At 31.9% G+C, this 24,937-nt stretch carries 26 protein-coding genes; 18 read left to right on the plus strand and 8 right to left on the minus strand.

Annotated features, from left to right (window positions below; translation table 11 throughout):
* Window position 1: 1 nt before the first annotated feature.
* On the minus strand, window positions 2–883 hold the full coding sequence (locus tag BUB70_RS01490; RefSeq protein ID WP_073117915.1) for a DUF2167 domain-containing protein: 882 nt from the start codon (window positions 881–883) through the stop codon (window positions 2–4).
* 123 nt (window positions 884–1,006) lie between these two features.
* Between BUB70_RS01490 and ileS the strand changes: the two genes are divergently transcribed.
* From ileS to arsB, 7 genes are all read left to right on the plus strand, one after another.
* On the plus strand, window positions 1,007–4,411 hold the full coding sequence (gene ileS, locus BUB70_RS01495) for an isoleucine--tRNA ligase (protein WP_073117916.1): 3,405 nt from the start codon (window positions 1,007–1,009) through the stop codon (window positions 4,409–4,411).
* Window positions 4,412–4,416: 5 nt separating this feature from the next.
* Window positions 4,417–4,806 carry a TraR/DksA family transcriptional regulator gene (locus BUB70_RS01500; RefSeq protein WP_073117917.1) on the plus strand — a complete coding sequence of 130 codons (390 nt, stop codon included), beginning with the start codon at window positions 4,417–4,419 and terminating at the stop codon, window positions 4,804–4,806.
* Between the two features lie 79 nt (window positions 4,807–4,885).
* A complete protein-coding gene (locus BUB70_RS01505) occupies window positions 4,886–5,482 on the plus strand; it encodes a lipoprotein signal peptidase (RefSeq protein ID WP_073117918.1) in 597 nt (198 codons plus the stop codon).
* 95 nt (window positions 5,483–5,577) lie between these two features.
* Complete coding sequence (locus BUB70_RS01510) at window positions 5,578–5,907, plus strand: ArsR/SmtB family transcription factor (RefSeq protein WP_073117919.1); 330 nt, start codon at window positions 5,578–5,580, stop codon at window positions 5,905–5,907.
* 45 nt (window positions 5,908–5,952) lie between these two features.
* Window positions 5,953–6,399: a DUF6428 family protein gene (locus BUB70_RS01515; protein ID WP_073117920.1), complete on the plus strand. Its 447-nt coding sequence runs from the start codon at window positions 5,953–5,955 to the stop codon at window positions 6,397–6,399.
* Window positions 6,400–6,416: 17 nt separating this feature from the next.
* A complete protein-coding gene (locus BUB70_RS01520) occupies window positions 6,417–7,064 on the plus strand; it encodes an arsenate-mycothiol transferase ArsC (RefSeq protein WP_073117921.1) in 648 nt (215 codons plus the stop codon).
* Complete coding sequence (gene arsB / locus BUB70_RS01525; RefSeq protein WP_073117922.1) at window positions 7,051–8,100, plus strand: ACR3 family arsenite efflux transporter; 1,050 nt, start codon at window positions 7,051–7,053, stop codon at window positions 8,098–8,100. The genes BUB70_RS01520 and arsB overlap by 14 nt, the downstream gene beginning before the upstream one ends.
* Window positions 8,101–8,179: 79 nt before the next feature.
* On the opposite strand, the gene BUB70_RS01530 is transcribed toward arsB, so the two are convergent.
* On the minus strand, window positions 8,180–9,724 hold the full coding sequence (locus BUB70_RS01530; RefSeq protein ID WP_073117923.1) for a glycine--tRNA ligase: 1,545 nt from the start codon (window positions 9,722–9,724) through the stop codon (window positions 8,180–8,182).
* 63 nt (window positions 9,725–9,787) lie between these two features.
* Entirely contained in the window at window positions 9,788–10,699 is a 912-nt protein-coding gene (locus tag BUB70_RS01535) for a hypothetical protein (protein WP_073117924.1), read from the minus strand.
* A gap of 65 nt (window positions 10,700–10,764) precedes the next feature.
* Between BUB70_RS01535 and BUB70_RS01540 the strand changes: the two genes are divergently transcribed.
* Genes BUB70_RS01540 through BUB70_RS01550 form a run of 3 tightly spaced genes read left to right on the plus strand, consistent with a single transcriptional unit; the run spans window position 10,765 to window position 13,984 of the window.
* The gene (locus BUB70_RS01540; RefSeq protein WP_073117925.1) at window positions 10,765–11,451 is read left to right on the plus strand and encodes a ComF family protein; all 687 of its coding nucleotides are present in this window, start codon (window positions 10,765–10,767) and stop codon (window positions 11,449–11,451) included.
* 37 nt (window positions 11,452–11,488) lie between these two features.
* Window positions 11,489–13,069: an Ig-like domain-containing protein gene (locus BUB70_RS01545; protein ID WP_084730130.1), complete on the plus strand. Its 1,581-nt coding sequence runs from the start codon at window positions 11,489–11,491 to the stop codon at window positions 13,067–13,069.
* 54 nt (window positions 13,070–13,123) lie between these two features.
* The gene (locus BUB70_RS01550; protein WP_143155216.1) at window positions 13,124–13,984 is read left to right on the plus strand and encodes a hypothetical protein; all 861 of its coding nucleotides are present in this window, start codon (window positions 13,124–13,126) and stop codon (window positions 13,982–13,984) included.
* 10 nt (window positions 13,985–13,994) lie between these two features.
* Here the strand turns inward: BUB70_RS01550 and BUB70_RS01555 are convergent, their stop codons facing one another.
* Entirely contained in the window at window positions 13,995–14,459 is a 465-nt protein-coding gene (locus BUB70_RS01555) for a DinB family protein (protein WP_073117928.1), read from the minus strand.
* 54 nt (window positions 14,460–14,513) lie between these two features.
* On the opposite strand from BUB70_RS01555, the gene BUB70_RS01560 reads away from it, so the two are divergent.
* Window positions 14,514–14,861, plus strand: a complete 348-nt coding sequence (locus BUB70_RS01560) for an arsenate reductase family protein (protein WP_073117929.1) — start codon at window positions 14,514–14,516, stop codon at window positions 14,859–14,861.
* Window positions 14,862–14,896: 35 nt separating this feature from the next.
* Here BUB70_RS01560 and BUB70_RS01565 read toward each other — a convergent pair whose 3' ends face one another.
* Both BUB70_RS01565 and BUB70_RS01570 read right to left on the minus strand, forming a co-directional pair.
* A complete protein-coding gene (locus BUB70_RS01565; protein WP_073117930.1) occupies window positions 14,897–15,505 on the minus strand; it encodes a DUF4254 domain-containing protein in 609 nt (202 codons plus the stop codon).
* Window positions 15,506–15,507: 2 nt separating this feature from the next.
* Entirely contained in the window at window positions 15,508–16,299 is a 792-nt protein-coding gene (locus BUB70_RS01570; RefSeq protein WP_073117931.1) for a hypothetical protein, read from the minus strand.
* A 115-nt stretch (window positions 16,300–16,414) separates the two neighbouring features.
* On the opposite strand from BUB70_RS01570, the gene BUB70_RS01575 reads away from it, so the two are divergent.
* The 6 genes from BUB70_RS01575 (at window position 16,415) to BUB70_RS01600 (ending at window position 23,201) form a co-directional block, all read left to right on the plus strand.
* Window positions 16,415–16,999 (plus strand): thymidine kinase, encoded by a 585-nt coding sequence (locus BUB70_RS01575; RefSeq protein ID WP_073117932.1) that lies wholly within the window; start codon window positions 16,415–16,417, stop codon window positions 16,997–16,999.
* Window position 17,000: 1 nt separating this feature from the next.
* Window positions 17,001–18,104 carry an alanine racemase gene (alr, locus tag BUB70_RS01580; protein WP_073117933.1) on the plus strand — a complete coding sequence of 368 codons (1,104 nt, stop codon included), beginning with the start codon at window positions 17,001–17,003 and terminating at the stop codon, window positions 18,102–18,104.
* A 46-nt stretch (window positions 18,105–18,150) separates the two neighbouring features.
* Window positions 18,151–18,570 (plus strand): large conductance mechanosensitive channel protein MscL, encoded by a 420-nt coding sequence (gene mscL, locus BUB70_RS01585; RefSeq protein WP_073118564.1) that lies wholly within the window; start codon window positions 18,151–18,153, stop codon window positions 18,568–18,570.
* A gap of 145 nt (window positions 18,571–18,715) precedes the next feature.
* Window positions 18,716–20,473: an aspartate--tRNA ligase gene (gene aspS / locus BUB70_RS01590; protein ID WP_073117934.1), complete on the plus strand. Its 1,758-nt coding sequence runs from the start codon at window positions 18,716–18,718 to the stop codon at window positions 20,471–20,473.
* Window positions 20,474–20,603: 130 nt separating this feature from the next.
* Complete coding sequence (locus BUB70_RS01595) at window positions 20,604–21,122, plus strand: ferritin (protein ID WP_073117935.1); 519 nt, start codon at window positions 20,604–20,606, stop codon at window positions 21,120–21,122.
* 279 nt (window positions 21,123–21,401) lie between these two features.
* Window positions 21,402–23,201 carry a chloride channel protein gene (locus BUB70_RS01600; RefSeq protein ID WP_073117936.1) on the plus strand — a complete coding sequence of 600 codons (1,800 nt, stop codon included), beginning with the start codon at window positions 21,402–21,404 and terminating at the stop codon, window positions 23,199–23,201.
* Here BUB70_RS01600 and glpQ read toward each other — a convergent pair.
* On the minus strand, window positions 23,191–24,195 hold the full coding sequence (glpQ, locus tag BUB70_RS01605) for a glycerophosphodiester phosphodiesterase (protein WP_073117937.1): 1,005 nt from the start codon (window positions 24,193–24,195) through the stop codon (window positions 23,191–23,193). The genes BUB70_RS01600 and glpQ overlap by 11 nt on opposite strands.
* Before the next feature lie 63 nt (window positions 24,196–24,258).
* Between glpQ and BUB70_RS01610 the strand changes: the two genes are divergently transcribed.
* The gene (locus BUB70_RS01610; protein WP_073117938.1) at window positions 24,259–24,489 is read left to right on the plus strand and encodes a hypothetical protein; all 231 of its coding nucleotides are present in this window, start codon (window positions 24,259–24,261) and stop codon (window positions 24,487–24,489) included.
* On the opposite strand, the gene BUB70_RS01615 is transcribed toward BUB70_RS01610, so the two are convergent.
* Window positions 24,486–24,935 (minus strand): nucleoside deaminase, encoded by a 450-nt coding sequence (locus tag BUB70_RS01615; RefSeq protein WP_073117939.1) that lies wholly within the window; start codon window positions 24,933–24,935, stop codon window positions 24,486–24,488. The two genes, BUB70_RS01610 and BUB70_RS01615, sit on opposite strands and share 4 nt — an antisense overlap.
* Window positions 24,936–24,937 lie beyond the last annotated feature (2 nt).

Consider the following 24,937-nt stretch of genomic DNA (forward strand, 5'->3'; position numbering starts at 1 on the left):
TTTAATCTTCATTTTTATGACCGAACAACTTTTTTTTAAAAACGCCAAAAGCTCCAACAGCTCCAACGGCAATAATTTTCCAAAATTTAAGCAACAAAGCAAACAGACCTGCTTTAGCCAATATTTTACCTGCTATTAAACCACCAATTCCATAAGCTGCAACTTCATCAATATCGGGGTTAAATTCTTTATATGTGTATCCTTTAGAAAAATGAACGCTGTTTAATATTTTGCTTATATCCTTATTAACAGTTTCTAACTGATCAATATCCCCAATTACATTTAGATTTAGATAACCTTTTCTTCCTAAAACTCTAACATTGTAATTCAACGTATGAATATCACTTCCATCAAATTTTAATTCCTTTGCCCAATGTAATTTTTTATGAACATCATCATAATACGGAGATGTTGCCCATCCTATCAATTCAATACTTGGATAACCATTTTTCAATCTATCCTTGTTCTCCAAATCTGCATCTGACTTCATTTGCTCTAACAAATCATCATAATCAATCTCCTTAGCATCCTCATCACTTACAAACCCATCTTCCGTATAAGTTATTTCAACTGCATATGAAAAAGTATCACTTGTTGCAGAAACACCATTTGGAAACATTAACCCAATAATATCTGAATGAGGATTTCCCCATAATTTTTCTAACACAAACTCTCCTTCTTTTTTATTTAAAAAAGTAAAACCTTCAGGCAAGTTTAAAACAGCTAAATCAGAATTTAACTTAAGTGAGCCTGTTTGATATTTAAAATGAGCCTGAACACTATCTAACATCTTTAAGTACTCTAGCTCTTCAGATGTTAAATCATCGTTTGCAAGGCAAACAATTGTACAGATCATTAACAATAATGTCGTAATTTTTCTCATAGTTTTTTAGTTTTTTGGTGCACAATATATGAATATTCATCAAACATTTCTAAAAACTGCCACTCTATTGTGATTCATCAATTAAAACCGTAATTTCGCAGACCAAATTGAATACCCAATAAAATGAGTGCAAATTTCAAAGAACATAAAGGATTAAGTTTAACCAACATTGCATCAGAAACGCTTAAGTTTTGGCAAGAAAACAACATCTTTCAAAAAAGTATTGATGCTAGAGAAGGAAAGGAGCCATACGTGTTTTTTGAAGGACCACCTTCTGCAAACGGATTGCCAGGAATTCATCACGTTTTAGGAAGAACCATCAAAGATGTTTATCCTCGTTTTAAAACCATGAAAGGTTTTAAAGTTCAGCGTAAAGCAGGATGGGATACGCATGGTTTACCTGTAGAATTGGGTGTTGAAAAAGAATTGGGAATTACCAAAGAAGATATTGGTACTAAAATTTCTATTGAAGAGTACAACATTGCTTGTAAAAAAGCAGTGATGAAATATACAGATATCTGGAACGATTTAACAGAACGTATTGGATATTGGGTAGATATGGAAGATCCATATATTACTTACAAACCAAAATACATGGAAACAGTTTGGTGGTTGTTAGGTCAGATTTACAAAAAGAATTTGATTTACAAAGGATACACCATTCAACCATATTCTCCAAAAGCAGGTACAGGATTAAGTTCTCACGAAATAAATCAACCTGGAGCCTACCAAGATGTAACTGACACAACTATTGTTGCTCAATTCAAAACCATTAAAGAAACACTTCCTGTTAATTTACAAAACTTAGCTGAAGTACATTTATTAGCATGGACTACTACTCCATGGACATTACCAAGTAACACCGCTTTAACCGTAGGTCCAAAAATTGAATATGTAGTTGTAAAATCATACAATCAATATACGTTTGAACCTATCAACGTTATTTTGGCTAAAAACTTAGTTGGAAAACAATTTGGAAAAAAGTTTGTTTCAGTTAACACACAAGACGAATTAGAAGCTTATACACAAGCTGATAAAAAGATTCCTTTCTTAGTTGGAGACACTTTTATTGGAAAAGATTTAGTCGGAATTAAATACGAGCAATTATTACCTTGGGCATTACCTTTTGAAAATGCAGAAAATGCATTTAGAGTAATTGCTGGTGATTTTGTGACTACAGAAGATGGTACTGGTATTGTACACACCGCTCCTACTTTTGGTGCAGATGATGCTTTTGTAGCTAAAAATGCAAGTCCAGAAGTACCACCAATGTTGGTGTTGGATGATAACGAAAATCCAGTTCCTTTGGTAGATTTACAAGGGAAATTCAGAGCACAAGTAGGTCCTCATGCGGGGAAATATGTGAAAAATGAATATTATAACGATGGTGAAGCTCCAGAAAAATCTGTAGATGTAGAAATTGCCATTCAGTTAAAAGAAGAGAACAAAGCCTTTAATGTAGAAAAGTACAAGCACAGTTACCCACATTGTTGGAGAACAGATAAGCCTATTTTGTATTATCCATTAGATTCTTGGTTTATAAAAGTTACGGAAGTAAAAGACCGTATGCACGAACTAAACGAAACCATTAACTGGAAGCCAGAATCTACTGGAACAGGACGTTTTGGAAACTGGTTAAAAAATGCGAACGATTGGAACTTATCTCGTTCTCGTTACTGGGGAATTCCTTTACCTATTTGGAGAACCGAAGACGGAACAGAGGAAATATTGATTAGTTCTGTAGCAGAATTAAAAGTTGAAATTGAAAAAGCTCGTACTGCTGGAATTGAAAACCCTACTAGTTTTGATGCTTTTGAAGTTGGAAACATGTCTGAGGAAAACTATGACACCATCGATTTACATAAAAATGTAGTGGATGCTATTACATTAATTTCTCCAAAAGGACAACCAATGAAACGTGAAGCAGACCTTATTGATGTTTGGTTTGATTCTGGTTCTATGCCATACGCACAACAGCACTATCCTTTTGAAAACAAAGAATTAATTGACAATCGTGAGTTCTATCCTGCTGATTTTATTGCAGAAGGAGTAGATCAAACTCGTGGATGGTTTTATACTTTACATGCGATTAGTACTATGGTTTTTGACAATGTTGCTTATAAGAATGTAGTATCAAACGGATTGGTTTTAGACAAACACGGTAAAAAAATGTCTAAACGTTTAGGAAATGGAATTGATCCTTTTGCAACCATGGATCAATATGGACCAGATGCTACTCGTTGGTACATGATTTCTAATGCAAATCCTTGGGACAACTTAAAGTTTGATTTAGAAGGAGTTGATGAAGTAAGACGTAAATTCTTCGGAACTTTATACAACACTTATTCTTTCTTTACTTTATACGCTAATATTGATGGATTTAAATATGCTGAAGCAGACATTAAATTTGAAGATAGACCAGAAATTGACCGTTGGATTTTATCAGAATTGAATAGCTTAATTCTAAAAACTGATAAATTTTATAACGAATACGAAGCAACCAAAGCAACTCGTGAAATTCAGAATTTTGTAACCGAAAACTTATCAAACTGGTTTGTACGTTTAAGTAGAAGAAGATTCTGGAAAGGCGATTATGGAACTGATAAAATATCAGCATACCAAACTCTTTATACCTGTATGTTAACAGTGGCTAAATTAGGAGCTCCTGTTGCTCCATTCTTTATGGATAATCTTTACAAAGATTTAACCTCAGCAACACATACAGAAGCTTATGAATCAGTACATTTGGCCGAGTTTCCAAAAGCAGATGTTTCTACGATTGACGAAAGCTTAGAACGTAAAATGCAAAAGGCTCAACAAATATCATCTATGGTATTGTCTTTACGTAAAAAGGAAATGATTAAAGTACGTCAACCGTTACAAAAAATCATGATTCCTGTACTAGACAACCAACAAAGAGAGGATATTTTAGCGGTGCAAGATTTAATATTATCAGAAGTAAACGTTAAAGAAATTGATTTATTAGACGATGCTTCAGGAGTGTTGGTAAAGAACATCAAACCTAATTTTAAAGTTTTAGGACCTCGTTTTGGTAAAGACATGAAGTTGGTAGGTGCTGAAATTCAAAAATTTACGCAAGATGACATTGCAAAATTAGAGCGAGAAGGTAAAATTTCTGTTAACATTGGAGAAAATTTAGTAGATTTAACGCAGGAAGAAGTTGAGATTAGCTCACAAGATATTGAAGGTTGGTTAGTAGTAAACCAAGGAGGATTAACAGTTGCTTTAGACGTTACCATTTCTGATGAATTGAAAAACGAAGGAGTCGCTAGAGAATTGGTTAACAGGGTACAAAACTTGAGAAAAGATTCAGGTTTAGAAGTTACAGATAAAATTAAATTATCTATTCTTGTAAACGAAGTTCTAGAGCAAGCAGTAAATACAAACCAGGCATATATCAAGAGCGAAACCTTGACCAATCAATTAGAATTTGTAAACGAACTAAGTGATGGTTTGGATATTGAATTCGACGAAATAAAAAGTAAAATATTCATTCATAAAATCTAAAGATTATGGCAACGGCAGATGAAAAAGTAGTATACAGCGATAAAGATTTAGCTGAATTTAAAGAAATCATCTTAAAGAAGATGGAAAGAGCTAAAGTTGATTTAGAAATCTTACAAAGCTCATATAAAAACGGAAGCTCTAACAATACAGACGACACATCTCCACAGTTTAAAGCTTTTGAAGAAGGTTCTGAAACCATGTCTAAAGAAGCAAACGTACAATTGGCTATTCGTCAAGAAAAGTTTATTCGCGATTTAAAAAACGCTTTGTTACGTATAGAGAATAAAACTTACGGAATTTGTCGTGCAACTGGTAAGTTAATCAGAAAAGAACGTTTAAGATTGGTGCCACATGCTACTTTAAGCATTGATGCTAAAAATGCAGAAAACAAATAATAAAAAGGAATTTTCCTTTTAAATTTGCCATATAAAAAGTTTGTGATTTCGGTTACAAACTTTTCTTTTTACTATTGATATGAATACTAAAAAATCTATTCTACTTATTATTGTTATTTTATTGATTGACCAAATCAGTAAAATATACATCAAAACAAATTTTCAATTACAAGAAGAAATCTATGTTTTTGATTGGTTTAGAATTCACTTTATAGAAAACAACGGAGCTGCTTGGGGAACCGAAATTGGCGGTAAAACAGGAAAGCTAATTTTAACCTTATTCCGTTTATGTGCTATTGTAGGGATTGGTTATTGGTTACGAAAAAGCATTAAAGAGAACGCACATAACTTATTAATTATTTCTATTTCTTTAATTTTTTGTGGAGCATTAGGAAATATTATAGACTCTGTTTTCTATGGAGTTTTATTTACAGACTCCTATGGTCAATTAGCTACTTTTAACCCTTCAGAAGCCACTGGAGCTATTTTTCACGGAAAAGTTGTTGACATGCTTTATTTCCCTATTTGGCAAGGAACACTTCCTGAATGGATTCCAAGTGTAGGAGGAAATTACTTTACTTTTTTCAATGCCATTTTTAATGTTGCCGATAGTGCCATTACTATTGGTGTGATGATTTTATTATTTTTTAATAAAGTAATTTTTCCAAAGAACTAGCCTATATAATTACACTTTTACTTTAAAAAACTCAACTCTATAGTTGTTGACTTAATTATTAATCGTAATATTGCAATATAAAAATATAAGAGATTATGGGATTGGTGAAAACAGAAATATTTACAGATGATCAAAATGAAATTGCTGTATTAGCAAAAGCATTGGGTCATCCTGCTAGAGTAGCCATTTTACAACATTTATTTAAAATTAACTCATGTGTTTGTGGTGACCTAGTCCATGAAATAGGATTGGCACAAGCTACCATTTCTCAACATCTTAAAGAATTAAAAAACTTAGGTTTGATTAAAGGAAATATAGAAGGAACTAGTGTTTGCTATTGTATAGACAATACAAATTGGTCTAAAATGAAAGAAGTTCTATTCTTATTCTTAAATCAAGATCTTTCTAAAGAAAATTGTTGTTAAAAAAATTTGAATCTATTAATCGTAAAATCGCAATATATAAATCATATGAAATTATCACAAATTAAATCAGAATTAGAAAAATTGGAAACTATTGCTTTTCAATTGCCAAATGGAGAATTAGTTCCTAATCATTTTCACGTAACAGAAGTAGGTAAAGTAAGCAAACACTTTATTGATTGTGGTGGAACCGTAAGAAAAGAAGAAGTCGTCAACTTTCAACTTTGGAATGCTAATGATTACGACCACAGATTACATCCTGAAAAATTATTGAACATTATTGAATTATCCGAAAAAGTATTAGGGATTGAGGACTTAGAAATTGAAGTAGAATACCAAGCAGACACCATTGGTAAATTTGGATTGGATTTTAATGGAAAAAACTTTTTATTAACCACAAAAAAAACAGATTGTTTGGCTAAAGATAATTGTGGAATTCCTGAACCAAAAATTGAAACCCCAAACGCTTGTGCACCAGGAAGCGGTTGTTGTTAATGAAAAAAATATAGAAAATGATAGCTATAAAATCTAACATATTTACTAAAATAAAAGAAACCATTAAAGGTTTACAGCCCGAAAACATTACCAATGAACGTAAAGAAACACTACAACCATTGATTGATTTTATTCAATATAAAGTAGAACAAAACCAAGAAATTAGTATCAACTTTATTTGTACTCATAACTCAAGAAGAAGTCACTTATCACAAGTTTGGGCTCAAGCTACCGCCGCTTATTTTAACATTAAAAATGTATTTTGTTACTCTGGAGGAACAGAGAATACGGCCTTATTTCCTAAAGTAGCAGAAACTTTAGAAAACAATGGTTTTCAAATTAAAAAAATATCAGAAACAGACAATCCTATCTATAGTATTAAGTATGCTGCCAATCAGCATCCTATTATTGGGTTTTCAAAAAAGTTAGATGATACTTTTAATCCAGAAGGAGCATTTGCTGCTGTAATGACTTGTTCTCAGGCAGATGGTGGTTGTCCTCTTATTGCTGGAGCAGAAAAACGTATTCCAATTACTTTTGAAGATCCTAAAGCTTTTGATAATACCCCACAGCAAGCAGAAAAGTACAACGAAAGAAGTTTACAAATAGCAACGGAAATGCTTTATGTATTCTCTCAAATAAAATCATCACATGGCACAAAATAAAAAACTAAGCTTTCTAGACAAAAACTTAACAATTTGGATCTTTATTGCCATGGCTATAGGTGTTGGTATTGGAAATTTATTTCCTAGTTTTCCAAACTTTATCAATTCAATGAGTAGCGGAACCACAAACATTCCCATTGCGATTGGTTTAATTTTAATGATGTATCCTCCTTTAGCAAAGGTTGACTATTCACTATTACCTAAAGTCTTTAGAAACACTAAAATACTTTCTATTTCCTTAATTCTAAACTGGATTATTGGACCTGTATTAATGTTTGTACTAGCTATTACTTTTTTACGTGATTATCCCGAATACATGGTAGGATTGATTTTAATAGGATTAGCTAGATGTATTGCCATGGTTTTGGTGTGGAATGATTTGGCTGATGGAAGTAGTGAATATGGAGCTGGATTGGTAGCTCTAAATAGTGTTTTCCAAGTATTTGCTTACAGTTTTTATGCCTGGTTGTTTATTACAGTACTTCCTCCTTATTTTGGTTTTGAGGGAGCTATTGTAGATATTTCTGTAGGAACCATTGCAGAAAGTGTAGCCATCTATTTAGGACTTCCTTTTCTTTTAGGAATTGCTAGTAGATATATTGGTGTAAAGTTAAAAGGAGAAGAGTGGTACACTACTAAATTTATTCCTACTGTTTCTCCACTGACATTAATTGCTTTGTTATTTACCATTATAGTGATGTTTTCTTTAAAAGGAGAGTTAATTGTTGAAATACCTATGGATGTTTTAATTATTGCGGTTCCATTACTAATTTACTTCACTTTAATGTTCATCATTGGTTTCTTTTTTACCAAAGCAACTGGTGCAGAATATGACAAAACAACTTCTGTTGCTTTTACTGCAGCAGGAAACAATTTTGAGTTAGCTATTGCTGTAGCCATTGCTGTATTTGGATTGAATTCAGGACAGGCTTTTGCAGGAGTGATAGGTCCTTTGGTAGAAGTACCTGCATTGATATTATTAGTGAAAGTGTCTTTTTGGTTAAGAAAAAAGTATTATCCAAAAATCACAGACTAAATAAATATGAGAAAGAAGAGAAAATAAAAAAGGTGAGCAAAATGCTCACCTTTTTTGTTAAATATAGTTTTATCTAAACCTATTTTGCTTTGTTTAACCAAATTCCCATGTTTACCTCTGCATCAATAATCGATTTTAAATCAGCAATAGCAACACGTTTTTGTTCCATAGTATCTCTGTGACGAATGGTGACCATATTGTCATCTTTTGTTTCGTAATCTACAGCAATACAGAATGGTGTTCCGTTTGCATCTTGACGACGGTAACGACGACCAATAGCATCTTTTTCATCGTAAGCAACGTTGAAATCAAATTTTAATTGATCAAAAATATCTTTGGCAATTTCTGGCAATCCATCTTTTTTAACCAATGGTAAAATAGCTGCTTTAAACGGTGCTACAACTGCTGGTAATTTTAATACAGTTCTTGTACTTCCATCCTCCAGTGTTTCTTCTTGTAAAGAATTAGAGAATACTGCTAAAAACAATCTATCTAATCCAACAGAAGTTTCTACCACATAAGGAACGTAGCTTTCGTTAATTTCATTATCAAAATACTGTAGCTTTTTACCAGAATATTCTTCGTGCGCTTTTAAATCGAAATCTGTTCTTGAGTGAATTCCTTCTAATTCTTTAAATCCGAATGGGAATTTAAATTCAATATCTGCAGCTGCATCCGCATAGTGAGCTAATTTATCATGATCGTGGAAACGGTAATTATCCATTCCTAATCCTAATGACAAATGCCACTTTAAACGAGATTCTTTCCATGTATCGTACCACTCTTTTTGAGTACCAGGACGCACAAAAAATTGCATTTCCATTTGTTCAAACTCACGTTGACGGAAAATAAACTGACGAGCTACAATCTCATTACGGAAAGCTTTACCTGTTTGTGCAATTCCAAAAGGAATTTTCATTCTTCCTGTTTTTTGCACATTTAAAAAGTTTACAAAAATACCTTGAGCCGTTTCTGGACGTAAGTATAAATCTGTAGAGTGTTCTGCAGAAGCCCCTATCTTGGTTCCAAACATCAAGTTAAATTGCTTTACTTCTGTCCAGTTTTTAGATCCAGACAAAGGACAAGCTATTTCCAATTCTTCTATCAAAGCTTTTACATCAGCCAAATCTTCATTTTCTAAAGATTTACCCATTCTAGCTAAAACAGCGACACCTTTTGCTTTGTAATCTAAAACTCTAGGATTGGTTTCTAGAAATTGAGCTTTATCAAAAGAATCACCAAAACGCTTTGCAGCCTTTTTAACTTCTTTTTCTATTTTATCATCGTACTTAGCAACGTAATCTTCTATTAAAACGTCCGCTCTGTATCTTTTCTTAGAATCTTTGTTATCTATTAAAGGATCATTAAAAGCATCTACATGGCCAGAAGCTTTCCAAGTGGTAGGATGCATAAATATTGCAGCATCTAATCCTACAATATTATCGTGCATTTGTACCATGGCTTTCCACCAGTACTCACGTAAATTTTTCTTTAACTCTACTCCGTTTTGTGCATAGTCATATACTGCACTCAACCCATCATAAATCTCACTAGATTGAAACACGTATCCGTATTCTTTGGCGTGAGAAATTACATTTTTAAATTGATCTTCTTGTTTTGCCATTGCGCAAAAATATAAAAGCTTTTGATATTATAATTATTCTATTCTAAAAACTGTTTGTTTTATTTAAAAAACACCTAAAAAACTGTTTTTTAAGACAAATGATTCACTTGCTAACAAACCGTCTAGACTGTAAAACTCTATGGTGTAAGTTCCTTTAGACAATTCTACATCTTGCAAAGAAATAATATCACTTACAGGCATGGTTTCTCCATTTAAAATCAAACGAGTACCATCTGTAAATTTTTTAAGCGCTCCTTTGTGTAAAAATTCTCCATTTGATGCCACTATTAAATCATCTGAATTTTTTAACACATAAAAAATATCACACTCTGTATTGGTTAATGCCTTGTTGTTTAAAACATTGTATTTAACCTGAATTCCGTTTACGTTTTTGTAACGATTGGTTTCTTTAATTTCTCCTGATTTTTTTTCTTCAATAGCAAAAACCTCCACTTTTGAAATTTGAACTTTCGTTGCCTCAGACAATTTTAAAGACAATTCTTCACTTTGTAGCTTTTCTGCATTTAATTCCGATTTGGTCACTGCAATGGTCACCATTAAACTATCATTTAAGGTTTTGATAGAATCTAAACTTTTAAATAAAAATTGATTATTGATTTTTACCCCTTCTAAAGATGCTCTTAAAGTTTGCAAAGCTTTAAAACTATTTTCTTCCGAGTTACTTAATTTGGTTTTTAACTTCTCTATTTCTTCTTTAGATTTATTTAGTTGATTTCTAATGCCTTTTAATTTCTCGTTGGCATTGTTAAAATCTTTTGTAATGGCAATGTTTTGTTCTTGATTGACATTTAAATCTTTTAAAGTGATGTCTAACTCTTTTGCCAAAGCCTCTTTTTCTTCTAGAATTGATTGTTTGTAGGCACTGTTTTCATTGGTGATTTTATAATTATAAACTATAAAACCAATGATAATGATTGCCAATATTGCAATTAATATATTTTTAGTATTTTTCATTTGATATAAATTTTAGTCAATAAGAAAGTAGTCTAAAAATATTGTTTATTTTTAACATAAAAGCTATGAATCTTCTGAAAGATTTAAGAGACTTATTTGTTCCTAACAGATGTTTACATTGTAAAACCATCATTCCGAAAAACACCTCTTTTTTATGTGTGGATTGTCATCATCAGTTAGAATTCACAGACTTCATCAACTACCAAAACAATCCATTAGAAAAACTATTTCTTGGAAAAGTTGAAATTATCGATGCTGGTGCTTTGTATTTTTATCAAAAAGACAGTCCCATACAAACGCTTTTAAAAGCATTAAAATATCATGGATTACAAGATTTTGGAAAACATTCTGCAGAAGCTATCGTTGATGAATTAAAAACAAGTTCACGATTTAAAAACATCGACATTGTAATTCCAGTTCCTTTACATCCCAAGAAACAAAAAAAGAGAGGTTACAATCAAGTAGATTTATTTGCTAAAAATATTGCAAAAAATATACAAGCCAAATATGTAAAAGATGGCTTGATTAAAACAGAAAACAACAAATCTCAAACCAAACAAAACAAGGAAGAACGTCACAAAAGTGTTCAAAATTTGTTTAAAGCAAATCCTAAATATCATTTTAATCAACAAAATATTTTATTAATTGATGATGTACTAACCACCGGAGCTACCTTAATTTCTTGTGTCAAAGCACTTAAAGAGTTAAACAATGTTAAAATATCAATTATTACCATTGCATGTGTGGTTTAGTTATCACAAAAATTCAGTTTCTTTGTAACATAATTTTATGAAGAATACACTCGCAATTTTAATAGTTATCCTTACTCTTTTTCAAGTAAGTTGTGCCAGAATGGGTAGCCCCACGGGAGGCCCTAAGGACAGTATTCCCCCTGTAATGGCTATTGCTAAGCCTGCAAACAAAACAACCTCTTTTAAAGCAGAAAAAATAGTGATTGTTTTTGATGAATATATCAAGTTTGAAAAGCTAAACTCTCAGCTAATCATTTCTCCTCCTATGGAGAAAAAACCGATTATAAAACCCGAAGTTGGTGTTTCTAAAAAAATTAGTATTGAATTTTTAGAGCCGTTAACGCCCAACACCACCTATACCATCAATTTTGGAAATGGTATTGTTGATAATAATGAAGGAAACAAACTAGGTAAATTTTCTTACGTCTTTAGTACAGGACCTCTTTTAGATTCTCTTAGTATTACAGGAAATGTTATAGATCCTTTAACCGATAAAAAGATTGAGAACATTAGTGTGATGGCTTATAAAAATGCCAATGATACTTTGGTTGGATATTATACTCCAAATTATTTATCAAACACCTTAGACAGCACAAACTATAGTTTAGAAAATTTATCTGAAGCCAATTATAAATTAATTGCTCTTGAAGACAAGAACAACAATTACAAATACGATAAAGGGTTAGAAAAAATAGCTTTTCTAAATCATGACATCGATTTAAAAGCAGCAGATACTATTGATGATTTTATTTTGTTTAAAGAACCAAGAGACAATAAAATTATGAGACCAACCCAAACAAACGGTCACGTAATTATTCTTGGTTATCAAGGAAAAGATATCCCTGAGGTTTCAGCTACAGGAATTGGACAAAATGATTATTTTATAAGTAAACCCTCTAGTAAAGATTCGCTTTATTTTTGGTTTAAAGAGATTCCTAAAGACACGCTTTACTTAAATATTAAACAAGACACCTTAGAACAAAACTTTTCTCTGACTCCTAGAGATTTAAAAATCGATTCTTTAATTGTTAAAAGTACTATTAAGGGAACTTTACACCCTAATGACTCTTTACTACTATCTAGTAATTTTCCAATAGATTTTATTAATAGAGATAGTATTCAGGTGTTAGAACAAGATTCAATTCCTATTGAATATAGTATTATTAACAATCCTTGGAAACAGAATATGTTGGTTGATTTTAAAAGACAACCTAACAAATACTATTCTTTGGTATTAAAAGAATTGGCTTTTACTGATATTTTAAGTCAATACACCGGAAAACAAATTATAAAGCTAAAAACAGTTGACCCGGAAGAATATGGTGAAATTATTTTAGACATTAAAAACCCAAATAGCACAAGATTACTGATAGAAATATCTAGTGATAGTTTTAAAACCAAAACAGTCCAAATTATTGATACCTCTCAAGAAGTCTCATTTAAACAATTACCTCCAGGAGAATATCAAATTAGAATTATACAAGATCTTAACAAAAACAACAAGTTTGACAACGGTAATTTTAAATTGAGAATTCAACCAGAACCCGTTTATAATTTCAATAAAAAAATCACGCTTAGAGCCAATTCTGAAGTCAATGAAATCATCACAATTAAATAACAAATGTTAGGTTTTTTTCATACTTTTGAAGCTAAACTTTTTAATAAAATCAACATGATAAAAAAGTTACTTTTATTTATACTATTCACCTTGTTACTTACAACCAAAAGTAATGCACAAAGGCGATTTATTTATCAACATGAATTTGGTGCTGAAGGTGGTATTTCAAACTTCCAGTCTGATTTTGTAGCCAAAGGACCTGCCGATGGAAAAGCAACTATTAACGGATTTTCTTTAAGTGGAACTCACTATTTACACATTCTTCCTAGAAGATATGGAGCAAGTAAAATATATAGACACACCATTTTAAAAACAAGCTTAGGAATTAACGCCACAACTTTTGATAACACTTCTTATGGGACAGGGACTAAACCTCTTAGCGACCCACCTAAGTACACTTACCAAAGCACTCCTAGTAAAATATTACTTGCAAGATTGAATTCAAAGACAACTATTATTAGTTTGGACAATGAGCTACAATTTTATTTCAAAGATATTATTAGATTTTTACACAAATACAATAGATACCGAAATAAAAGCAAAGTAAACCCATATGTTTCTGTTGGTTTAGGTATACATTACTTTAATGCTACCCCTAGCTATGATCAAGAAGCTATAGACAACCAAGCTGGTTGGAACCAAACACCAGGAGCAAGCAATGGAACAGGAGACCCAGGATATCCTGACAATTACAAAGCTAGTTATATAGCAAAAACAAATACCGTAACGGTTTCAGGAAACCTTGCTTTTGGAGCTAGATACAAAGCAAGTCCATATTACGATCTTGTAGCACAGATAAACGTCAAATACTATTTATCTGACTGGATGGATGGTGTTAACCCAGAATTATCATCAAACATGGCTAATGACTTTAACTCAGTAATTAGCGTAGGTTTTATATACCATGCGTTTTAAGAAAGTTGATTTACACCAACTTTCTTAATGCCAAAACTACTCCTAAATGTATTCCTTCATGATAGTTGTTAAAATCAATCGCTTTTTCAACACTATCCAAAGTAACATTTACACTTGTAGTATATTCGCTATACGATTTAAATAAATTATTATTATAATCTGTTAACAATTTTTCTGGTAACTCTGTAAAAAGTTTTAAAATTAAATCCCACTCTTGTTGGTTAATTACACAACCATTTGGAGCCGTTCCTTTTACATATCTACCTATCATTTCATCAGACAAAGCGGTTTTTAATCCTGAAAACTTATAGCACAATAATTGTTGAGTCACCACCAAATGCGCTACATTCCATCCTATATTATTATTAAAACCTTCTGGCGTTTTATTGATTTGCTCTAAAGAATAATCCCCGATTAATTTTAACATCAAGGCTCTTCCTTTAATTAAAACATCTACTTGTTTTGTAATATCCATCATTTATATTTTTATACTTTTGATGGTTGTAAAGATAGAAGAGACTTAAGACTTATGAAAAAAATATACCATTTAAAAACTTGCGATACTTGTAAAAGAATTCTAAATCAATTAAACCTAACTGGTTTTGAGGTTCAGGAAATAAAAAGCAATCCTGTAAATGCTGAACAACTACAAAAAATGTATGCCTTAACAAATTCTTACGAAGAATTATTTAACAAAAGAGCAAGACTTTATAAAGAGCAAGGTTTAAAAGATAAAAACCTAACTGAAGAAGATTACAAAAATTATATTTTAAGCGAATACACTTTTTTAAAAAGACCGGTAGCTATTATAGACAATGAGATTTTTGTAGGAAATAGCAAAAAAACTGTGGAAGCTTTGATTGCCAAAACACAATAAAAAAACCGAGACAATTGTCTCGGTTTTTTTATGCTTTATTTTTGTTTGTATAACATCGGATTTAATTCATCGTCATTATACATTTTCATTTGTTTGTATACTTTCATGTATTTGTCACCGCTTTCAATATCGGCAATCAAATCATTAATTGCTGTAGACAAATCAACTCTTTGCTCTAGTAAAATATCTAACTTTTTTTGACAAGCTTCTTTATGACTAGCTGAAGCAGATTCACGAGTAACCTCTTCATTCATATGATAAATCTTCAAAGCCAAAATAGACAATCTATCAATAGCCCAAGCTGGACTTTCTGAATTTATTTTTGCAGAAGGCTTGGTTTGTACATCCGCATATTTTTGTAGAAAATAACTATCCACATATTCTACCATATCTGTTCTATCTTGGTTAGATGCATCAATTCTTCTTTTTAAAGCCAAAGCCTCAATAGGATCAATATCTGGTAAACGAATAATATCTTCGTAGTGCCATTGCACGGTATCAATCCAACATTTTCTATATAACAAATGCTCTAAAGTACTAGCATCATATACATTCTCAAAAGGTTGATCTACATCATCAATCACGTGATATTTTGCTATCACAGCATCAAATATTTTGTTAAAATCTTCTACTTTTAAACTCATCTTTAATTAAATTTTCTTTCTATTAACAAAATCAACCTATCTTCATAGATTTCTTTTCCAGCCCAATTATACTCCTTTTTTACCATTTTTAAGAATGATAATGCTTCTTTTTCTGATGACATAGTATTTAGTTGAGAGACAACTCTGTTAAAATCTTCCTGACTATCATCAAACAAATGTTTTACAAAAGCAATTCTATCATTTAAATCAATTTGTAAATTCTTTTGTCCCATAGCCACATCATTCAAAGATTTTTTGGGAGCTACACGCGTTGCATTTTCAAACAAATCAGTAGCCACATCTAAGGAAACAGTACTTCCAAATTCTTTTGCCAAAGACGATTGTAAATTAGTTGATTTATCTTCCTTATTCTCTTCTGCCTTGGTAAACAAATCTAATGATGGTTCTTCTTTTGGTTCCTCAACATTCACAACAACCTCTTCTTTATCTTCTACCACTTCTAAAGTCTCTTCAACCAACTCAACATTTACAACTTTTGTTGGCTCTTCTGTTTCTTCAGTGAATTCTTCAACTTTTTCAACATCTACTTTTGGCGTTTCTTTAATTTCTTCCACTTCTTTTCTAGATTCCGAAAAAGTCTCTTCCACCAATTCTTCAACCGTTTTGGTGTTTTGAGGAGTTTCTTTAACAAAGTCTTCTATATAAGATAGCACTGCAATTTTCTCATATGTTTCATAAGCTTTTTGTTTCAAAGCTTTTAAATCATCTCTATTTTTCATTTGCAAAATGCTGTGAGCAATGCCCATCAATTCTGCCTCTAATTTTTTCTGCATAAATACTTTGATAAATTTAGGTTAGAGCGTAAGACTTTATTTGATAAATTTGTACACTTATCTTTTGCTATAATTAGCAATTTTAGATACATACTAACATCGATAAAAATACAAAATGTTTCTTGAAAACACCGTAAACCATAAAGAACAATTTGGATGGATTGAAGTCATCTGTGGATCTATGTTCTCCGGAAAAACCGAAGAATTGATTCGTAGATTAAGACGTGCCCAAATTGCCAAACAGCGTATCGAGATTTTTAAACCTTCGGTTGATACTCGCTACGATGAAGAAAATGTAGTTTCTCATGATGAAAGATACATTCGCTCTACTCCCGTTCCCGCAGCTGCAAATATTAGATTGTTAGCCAACGACGTAGATGTGGTTGGAATTGATGAAGCTCAGTTTTTTGATGATGAAATTGTAAGTGTTTGTAACGATTTGGCCAACAAAGGAATTAGAGTAATTGTGGCTGGATTGGATATGGATTTTAAAGGAAAACCTTTTGGACCCATGCCTAATTTAATGGCTACAGCAGAATACGTAACCAAAGTACACGCCATTTGTACCAAAACAGGAAATTTAGCACATTACAGTCACAGAAAAAATGACAATGAAAAATTAGTGATGTTAGGCGAAAATGAAAATTACGAACCTCTAAGTAGAGCGGCTTTTTACAAAGCCAATACCAAAAAAAATTAGCATGGAAAACCATCATGTTACAAAGTTAGAAATTAGCTTATCTGCCCTAAAGCACAATTATCACTATTTAAAAAACAAAACCAAGCCAGGGACCAAAACTTTAGCAGTGGTTAAAGCTTTTGCTTATGGTTTAGAACCTGTAAACATTGCTAAAACTTTAGAAAAAGAAGGCGTTGATTATTTTGGAGTTGCCTATGCTGATGAAGGAATTAAACTAAGAGAAAACGGAATTAAAACGCCTATTTTGATTTTACACGCTCAAGTGGAAAACTATTCTCTAATAATTCAACATAACTTAGAACCTAATATTTATTCGCTTTACACTTTAAAAAAATTTATTGCTTTTGCCAAAGAAAATAATTTAGAGGCCTATCCTATTCATTTAAAATTTAATTCAGGCTTAAACAGATTGGGCTTTAATATTGAGGAAGTTGAAAAGTTGATTCAATTAGTTCAACACAATAAAAACATTAAAGTTGTTTCTGCATTTTCTCACATTGCAGCCAGTGAAGATTTGAATGAAAAAGAATTTACAGAAAAACAAATTTCTACTTTTAATAGTATTGTTGCACAGCTACGCTCAAAATTAACCGACCGTTTTACGGTCCATATGAGTAATACTTCTGGCGTGATTAATTATCCAAATGCTCATTTTGATATGGTCAGGTTGGGAATTGGTTTATACGGTTTTGGAAACGATGCCAAAGAAACTGAGAAATTACAAAATGTAGCAAGTCTAAAATCTGTGATTTCTCAAATCAGAACCGTAAAAAAAGGAGATAGCATTAGTTATAATATGGCATTTACTGCTCAAAAAGATGAAAAAATCGCCATTATTCCAATTGGTCATGCAGATGGTTTTTCTAGACCTTTAGGTTGCGGAAATGGATATGTAACCATTCACGGAAAAAAAGCTTATACTTCTGGAAACATTTGCATGGACATGATTTTAGTCAACGTAACCAACATTGATTGTAAAGAAGGAGATGGAGTTGTTATTTTTAACAATCAACAAACTGTTGAAGAGTTTGCTACCATTTGTCACACTATTTCTTATGAAATATTGACCGCTATTTCTCAGCGAATTAAAAAAACATTTATATAAAATGAAAAAATCATTATCTTCCATAGGAATAACTAAAAATACAACTATGGGATTTTTAAAAGATTTTAAAACCTTTTTAATGAAAGGTGACATTGTAAGTCTAGCAACTGCAGTAATTATTGGTGGAGCATTTAAAACCATTGTAAGTTCATTAGCAAAAGACATCATTATGCCTTTTGTTGGTTTGTTTTTAGGTGGCAAAAATGTAAATGATTTATTTTTTGTATTAGGAAAAGGAAGTTACGAAACCTTAGCGGAAGCCAAAGAAGCTGGTGCTCCTATTATGACTTATGGGAATTTTGTACAAGCCATTATTGATTTTGTAATTATTGGATTTGTGATTTTTATGTTTTTAAAAGCATACGAAAAAACAAAGAAAAAAGAAGAACCTAAACCTGAAGCTCCAAAAGGACCGACTCAAGAAGAATTATTAATAGAAATAAGAGATTTATTGGCTAATAAATAAAATGCTACATAAATTAAAAATAAAAATCCACTTAGAATTCATAAGTGGATTTTCTGATTTTAAGGAGGATATACAAAGCTAATTTTACCTTTCAGACATCGAATTAAAAAAGTAACTTTGCACCTTTAAATTCAAGCACAATAACATGTACAGAAGTCACACCAACGGAGAATTAAGAATTGAAAATGCAAACCAAGAGGTTACTTTATCAGGATGGGTTCAAAAATCTAGAGATAAAGGATTTATGGTATGGGTAGATCTACGTGATAGATACGGAATTACTCAACTTATTTTTGATGAAGACAGAACTCCAAAAGAAATTCTAGACAAAGCCAAAAATTTGGGTAGAGAATTTGTGATTCAAGTACAAGGAATTGTTATTGAACGTGAAGCAAAAAACAAGAACATTGCTACCGGAGAAATTGAAGTATTGGTGAAAGAATTAACGCTGTTAAACGAAGCCAAACTTCCTCCTTTTACTATTGAAGATGATACGGATGGTGGAGAAGACATCCGCATGAAATACAGATACTTAGACATCAGAAGAAATCCAGTAAAAAACAACTTAATTTTTAGAAGCAAAGTAGCACAAGAAGTTCGTAACTATTTATCTAATCAAGATTTTATAGAGGTGGAAACGCCTTATTTGATTAAATCTACACCAGAAGGTGCTCGTGATTTTATTGTGCCTTCTAGAATGAACGAAGGGGAGTTTTATGCTTTACCACAATCTCCACAAACCTTTAAACAATTATTGATGGTAGGTGGAATGGATAAATATTTCCAGATTGTTAAATGTTTCCGTGATGAAGATTTACGTGCAGACAGACAACCAGAATTCACACAAATTGACTGTGAAATGGCATTTGTTGAGCAAGAAGATATTTTAAATATTTTTGAAGGAATGACTCGTCATTTACTTAAAAAAGTAAACAATGTGGAAATTGGTGATTTCCCTAGAATGACCTATGAACACGCCATGAAAACTTATGGTAACGACAAACCAGATATTCGTTTTGGAATGGAGTTTGGAGAATTAAACACCGTAGCGCAACACAAAGAATTTAAAGTATTTAACGATGCTGAATTGGTGGTTGGTATTGCTGTTCCGGGAGGAGAAAGTTATACTAGAAAAGAAATTGACAAATTAATCGAATGGGTAAAGCGTCCACAAGTAGGAGCTTTAGGAATGGTTTATGTAAAATGCAACCAAGATGGTACTTTTAAATCATCCGTAGATAAATTTTACAATCAAGAAGATTTAGCAGCTTGGGCAAAAGCAACCAATGCAAAACCAGGAGATTTAATTTGTGTATTATCAGGACCTGCTAACAAAACAAGAGCACAACTATCTGCTTTACGTATGGAATTGGCAGAACGTTTAGGGTTGCGTAAATCCAATGAATTTGCTCCTTTATGGGTGGTAGATTTTCCATTGTTAGAATGGGATGAAGAAACGGAAAGATTCCATGCAATGCACCATCCTTTTACCAGTCCTAAAAAAGAAGACATGTCTTTATTAGACACCGATCCAGGAAAAGTAAGAGCCAATGCCTACGATTTAGTTTTAAACGGAAATGAAATTGGAGGAGGATCTATTAGAATATACGATAGAACAACTCAAGAGTTAATGTTTAAACATTTAGGATTTACTCCTGAAGAAGCCAAAGAACAATTCGGTTTCTTAATGAATGCTTTTGAATATGGAGCACCACCACATGGAGGTTTGGCTTTTGGATTAGATAGATTAGTAGCCATTTTAGGAGGACAAGAAACCATTAGAGATTTTATTGCATTCCCTAAAAACAACTCAGGTAGAGACGTTATGATTAATGCTCCGGCAGCTGTATCTAAAGAAGTTTTATCTGAATTAAATATAAATATTACAGTTCCTAAGGAATAACTTGTAATAAGACTTGGAGTTCATTAAATTTACCATAGCTCTTTAAAAACAAACGGTCTCATCTATTTTTACTTGAGAACTTTATATTGTTTTTAAAGAGTTTTTTAATATCATTTTAAAAAAACGAAATATGTTATCAGAAACAATAGAAAAAGCATTAAATACCCAAATACATTTAGAAGCCAATGCCTCTATGAAATATTTAGCCATGGCTACTTGGGCAGAAGTAATAGGATATAATGGTGTAGCGGGATTCTTTTACAACCAAGCAGATGAAGAAAGAATTCACATGCTTAAATTGGTAAAATTTGTAAACGAACGTGGTGGAAAAGCAAACATTCCTAGCTTAGATGCTCCCAAAGATACTTTTAAAGATTTACACGAACTTTTTACTGTGTTTTTAGAAAGCGAAGAACAAGTTACAGAAAGCATCAATCATTTGGTTTTTCAAACTTTAGAAGAGAAAAACTACACAGTTCATAACTTTTTACAATGGTACGTGGCTGAACAAGCAGAAGAAGAATCTTTAGCTAGAACCATCTTAGATAAATTAAAAATTATTGGTAACGATAAAAGTGGTACTTATTTATTTGATAAAGATATTGAAGGAATTGTTGCTCAAACAGAAATTAATGCCAAAAACGAGTAGTTAATTTAGATTTATTTAAAATAAAGATTATATTTGCACTGATTTTTAGTGACTTAATCAGTGCAAATAATGTTAGAAAGAACCATTGAAGAGATTGTAACCCCAGAATATTCGGGATGTTGCTTTGCATATTTAGCGAAAGATAAAAAGAAAAAGTGCTGTAAAAAGTACAAAAAGAAAGGAAAAGATCATTGTAAAAAATGTCCTATCCAAGCCTAAAGTAGTTTAAGTATATTCTACTAATAAACACTATCTTAGCCATCCGAAAAAATCATAGGCATGCCTCAGAGAAAAAGGAGTTTATTAAATCAGTTTTTGATCTGGAAATACAAACATATTTCAGCAGAAAATTTTCTTTATATTTTAAGTGTACTTATCGGTTTGTTAGCAGGTATTTCTGCTGTAACACTTAAAAACTTAACGCATTATATTTTTATTGCTCTTGAAACTGGGTTTATTAAAGATGTACATAAAGGTTTTTATTTTATTTTTCCAATAATTGGTATCGGTTTAACCCTTTTGGTGATTAAATTTATTGTTAGAAAAAAAATGAGTCACGGAATTCCTTCCGTTTTATACTCTATTTCTAAAAGAGAAGCCATTATTGATAGATATCAAATGTGGGCTTCTTTAATTACCTCACCATTAACAGTAGGTTTTGGAGGTTCTGTTGGACTTGAAGGACCAACGGTAACTACAGGTGCTGCCATTGGATCTAACGTAGCAAGACTTTTTCACTTAGACCAACGATCTAGAACCGTATTGGTTGCTTGTGCAGCTGCAGGAGCAGTGTCTTGTATTTTTAAAGCACCAATAACCGCAATTGTATTTGCCGTAGAAATTTTTAGTTTAGAACTAACCATGATTTCTATGATTCCGTTGTTATTGGCTTCTATTTCTGCCGTATTGACCTCTTATTTCTTTTTAGGGAACGAAGTTCTTTTGCACTTTGAAATTAAAGACAAGTTTGAACTTGCTGATATTACGTTTTACATCATTTTAGGAATTGGGTGTTCTTTTGTTTCTATCTATTTTACCAAAGTCTATTTTTGGATGCAGGATTTTTTCAAAAAAATTGAAAACCCCATTTATAAATTATTACTTGGAGGTACTTTAATTGGTGTTATAGTATACTTTATTCCGCCATTGTTTGGAGAGGGTTTTGATACCATGAACAGTGTTTTAATGGGTGATGCATCTTCCATCTTAGAAAACAATATTTTTAATTCTGAAGCTGAAAATATCTGGATGATTGTTGGACTTCTAGTCGGATTAATTGTCTTTAAAGTAATTGCCATGGCTTTAACTTTTGGTGCTGGTGGTATTGGTGGTGTTTTTGCTCCTTCTTTATTTATTGGTAGTGTATCAGGTTATGTAGTAGCTACGGTTGTAAATCATTTAAAATTGGCATCTAGCAGTCTTTCTTTAAGTAATTTCGCCATGGTGGGAATGGCCGGATTGTTAGCCGGAGTGTTACAAGCACCATTAACGGCTATTTTCTTAATTGCTGAAATTACTGGTGGATATGAGTTGTTTTTACCTTTAATGACTGTTGCTTCTATCTCCTTTTTAATCACTAAACAATTTATTCCTCATAATATTTATACATCAGCATTGGCCAAAAAAGGTCAATTATTAACACACGATAAAGACAAAAGTGTTTTAATGTTGATGAATATTAACAAGGTTATTGAAAAAGATTTTATAGTAATTAAACCAGGAATGACTCTTGGTGAATTGGCTCATAATGTCATCGTAAAATCAAAAAGGAATAACTTTCCTGTGGTAAATAAAGACAAAGAATTGATAGGTTTATTACACATGGATGATATTAGATCTATTATGTTTAATACCGATTTACACGACACTACTTTTGTAAGAGATTTAATGATTGCTCCAGATGATATTATTGACTATACCAATGATTCTATGGAAGTAATTATGGAAAAATTTAAAACTACAGGAGCTTGGAATTTACCCGTAATTAGAGATGGAAAATATTATGGTTTTATTTCCAAATCTAGATTGTTAAATGCATACAGACGAAAACTAATTATGGCAAGTGATTCTATTTCTTAAAATAGCGAACTGCTAAGTCTGGAAAATCGGTAAAAACACCATCTAATTTTAAGTTTTCTTTGGCATTTTTTAACAAGTCATTAAAAGAAGTAAACGTTCCCAAATCATCTGCTCTATAAGTAAATGCATGTACTTTTAAATCTTTCTGATGTGCTAGTGTGACCAAGTTTTCAAAACCTTCAACATGATGATCACCTGCAATCATTTGTTTGTACCAAGGTCCAATTCCGTTAGCATATAATGCAATTTCATCAACCATTTGTCTGGGAGTCATATTTCTAAAAACCTCATCAGCATAACCAACTTCTAAGAGTTGTACCAAAAACAAATCAGATTGATATTCTTGTCTAATTTTTTTGAGTTCTATTGCATCAAAACATTGTAATATACAATTGTCTTTCAAAGTTTTGTATCCATAATTAGTAAGAACCTCCAAAACAATTTTAGCAATATCTTTCCCCTCATTTCTGTGAAATTTTGGTTCTTTAATTTCTACATAAATTCCCATATTTTTATTCATAGACTTATTTAACCCTTGAATCATTTCAATTTCTTGAGACAACGTATGTAGTTTAAAAATCGATTTATGAATTGGAAATCTATCAGCATACATTGCTTTTTGGGTATCAGCATTAAATCTTTCTGTAACATCTAATTGCTCTAACTCATTCCATGTAAAATCAATCACATAATATTTTCCATCAGCTCTTTTCTTATCAGGAAAAATATCAGCAACATTGGTCGTTGTTTCTAAATGGATGTCGTGAATTACCACAGGAACATCATCTTTGGTTAACACTACATCTTGCTCTAAAAAATCCGGATGTATTCCATAAGCCAAAGCTTTGGCTGGCAATGTATGTTCTGGCAAATAACCGGAGGCACCTCTGTGAGCAATCACTAACATTTTTGATTCATTTGATTTAGACTGACATGACATCAGTAAACATAAAAGAACAAAAAAAACAGCGGGAATCCTAATATTAAACTTCATGAGAACTATGATTATATTTCCATCCAAATTAGCTAATTTTGAAAGACTCATTAAAGAATGAATATGAAGATATTATTAAAAATTTTATTGTTACTGGTATTGGTTTTGTGGGCTATTGGAGGATATTTTTACGCTTTAAACGATCCTAAAAGTGCAAAATTCATGGGGTTCGGAGTCATTACCTTAACATTTGTATTGATGCCTTTATTTATATATCACAGATATAAAGGAAAAGATTTGACCAAATACTCTTTAAAACACAATGATCCTAATGTAAGTAAAATTGAGGATTAATTCAAGTCTCTTCTAGATAAAAAGAAATCTTTTAACAACTTACTACACTCCTCTTCTCTTATTCCAGAAATCACAGTTGTTTTTGGATGAAGTAAAGTATTTAGAGCTGAAAAACCTCTCTGATGGTCTGAAGCCCCATAAACAATTTTCCCTATTTGTGTCCAATAACTAGCCCCTGCACACATTTGACAAGGCTCCAAGGTTACATATAAAGTACAATCTTGTAAATATTTTCCTCCTAAAAAGTTAGCAGCAGCAGTAAAAGCTTGCATTTCAGCATGTGCTGTAACATCATTTAATTGCTCGGTTAAATTGTGTCCTCTTGCAATAATTTGATTGTTCATAACAATAACAGCACCCACAGGAACTTCGCCTTTATCAAAAGCTTCATGCGCTTCATCTAAAGCTTTTTTCATGTAATAATCGTCATCAAAAGGATCTATCATTA

It is taken from the genome of Wenyingzhuangia marina, from assembly GCF_900130035.1.
Lineage (GTDB): Bacteria > Bacteroidota > Bacteroidia > Flavobacteriales > Flavobacteriaceae > Wenyingzhuangia > Wenyingzhuangia marina.

What these genes read in the sequence shown, in the direction of transcription:
- BUB70_RS01535 (WP_073117924.1), bottom strand. Translation starts at nt 10,699, where the DNA reads ATGAAAAATACTAAAAATATATTAATTGCAATATTGGCAATCATTATC.
- BUB70_RS01575 (WP_073117932.1), top strand. Translation starts at nt 16,415, where the DNA reads ATGTTTCTTGAAAACACCGTAAACCATAAAGAACAATTTGGATGGATT.
- BUB70_RS01565 (WP_073117930.1), bottom strand. Translation starts at nt 15,505, where the DNA reads ATGAGTTTAAAAGTAGAAGATTTTAACAAAATATTTGATGCTGTGATA.
- BUB70_RS01490 (WP_073117915.1), bottom strand. Translation starts at nt 883, where the DNA reads ATGAGAAAAATTACGACATTATTGTTAATGATCTGTACAATTGTTTGC.
- BUB70_RS01550 (WP_143155216.1), top strand. Translation starts at nt 13,124, where the DNA reads ATGATAAAAAAGTTACTTTTATTTATACTATTCACCTTGTTACTTACA.
- BUB70_RS01520 (WP_073117921.1), top strand. Translation starts at nt 6,417, where the DNA reads ATGATAGCTATAAAATCTAACATATTTACTAAAATAAAAGAAACCATT.
- BUB70_RS01545 (WP_084730130.1), top strand. Translation starts at nt 11,489, where the DNA reads ATGAAGAATACACTCGCAATTTTAATAGTTATCCTTACTCTTTTTCAA.
- alr (WP_073117933.1), top strand. Translation starts at nt 17,001, where the DNA reads ATGGAAAACCATCATGTTACAAAGTTAGAAATTAGCTTATCTGCCCTA.
- BUB70_RS01615 (WP_073117939.1), bottom strand. Translation starts at nt 24,935, where the DNA reads ATGATAGATCCTTTTGATGACGATTATTACATGAAAAAAGCTTTAGAT.
- arsB (WP_073117922.1), top strand. Translation starts at nt 7,051, where the DNA reads ATGGCACAAAATAAAAAACTAAGCTTTCTAGACAAAAACTTAACAATT.
- BUB70_RS01505 (WP_073117918.1), top strand. Translation starts at nt 4,886, where the DNA reads ATGAATACTAAAAAATCTATTCTACTTATTATTGTTATTTTATTGATT.
- BUB70_RS01560 (WP_073117929.1), top strand. Translation starts at nt 14,514, where the DNA reads ATGAAAAAAATATACCATTTAAAAACTTGCGATACTTGTAAAAGAATT.
- BUB70_RS01500 (WP_073117917.1), top strand. Translation starts at nt 4,417, where the DNA reads ATGGCAACGGCAGATGAAAAAGTAGTATACAGCGATAAAGATTTAGCT.
- ileS (WP_073117916.1), top strand. Translation starts at nt 1,007, where the DNA reads ATGAGTGCAAATTTCAAAGAACATAAAGGATTAAGTTTAACCAACATT.
- BUB70_RS01540 (WP_073117925.1), top strand. Translation starts at nt 10,765, where the DNA reads ATGAATCTTCTGAAAGATTTAAGAGACTTATTTGTTCCTAACAGATGT.
- BUB70_RS01600 (WP_073117936.1), top strand. Translation starts at nt 21,402, where the DNA reads ATGCCTCAGAGAAAAAGGAGTTTATTAAATCAGTTTTTGATCTGGAAA.
- glpQ (WP_073117937.1), bottom strand. Translation starts at nt 24,195, where the DNA reads ATGAAGTTTAATATTAGGATTCCCGCTGTTTTTTTTGTTCTTTTATGT.
- BUB70_RS01515 (WP_073117920.1), top strand. Translation starts at nt 5,953, where the DNA reads ATGAAATTATCACAAATTAAATCAGAATTAGAAAAATTGGAAACTATT.
- BUB70_RS01530 (WP_073117923.1), bottom strand. Translation starts at nt 9,724, where the DNA reads ATGGCAAAACAAGAAGATCAATTTAAAAATGTAATTTCTCACGCCAAA.
- BUB70_RS01610 (WP_073117938.1), top strand. Translation starts at nt 24,259, where the DNA reads ATGAAGATATTATTAAAAATTTTATTGTTACTGGTATTGGTTTTGTGG.
- mscL (WP_073118564.1), top strand. Translation starts at nt 18,151, where the DNA reads ATGGGATTTTTAAAAGATTTTAAAACCTTTTTAATGAAAGGTGACATT.
- BUB70_RS01510 (WP_073117919.1), top strand. Translation starts at nt 5,578, where the DNA reads ATGGGATTGGTGAAAACAGAAATATTTACAGATGATCAAAATGAAATT.
- aspS (WP_073117934.1), top strand. Translation starts at nt 18,716, where the DNA reads ATGTACAGAAGTCACACCAACGGAGAATTAAGAATTGAAAATGCAAAC.
- BUB70_RS01570 (WP_073117931.1), bottom strand. Translation starts at nt 16,299, where the DNA reads ATGCAGAAAAAATTAGAGGCAGAATTGATGGGCATTGCTCACAGCATT.
- BUB70_RS01595 (WP_073117935.1), top strand. Translation starts at nt 20,604, where the DNA reads ATGTTATCAGAAACAATAGAAAAAGCATTAAATACCCAAATACATTTA.
- BUB70_RS01555 (WP_073117928.1), bottom strand. Translation starts at nt 14,459, where the DNA reads ATGGATATTACAAAACAAGTAGATGTTTTAATTAAAGGAAGAGCCTTG.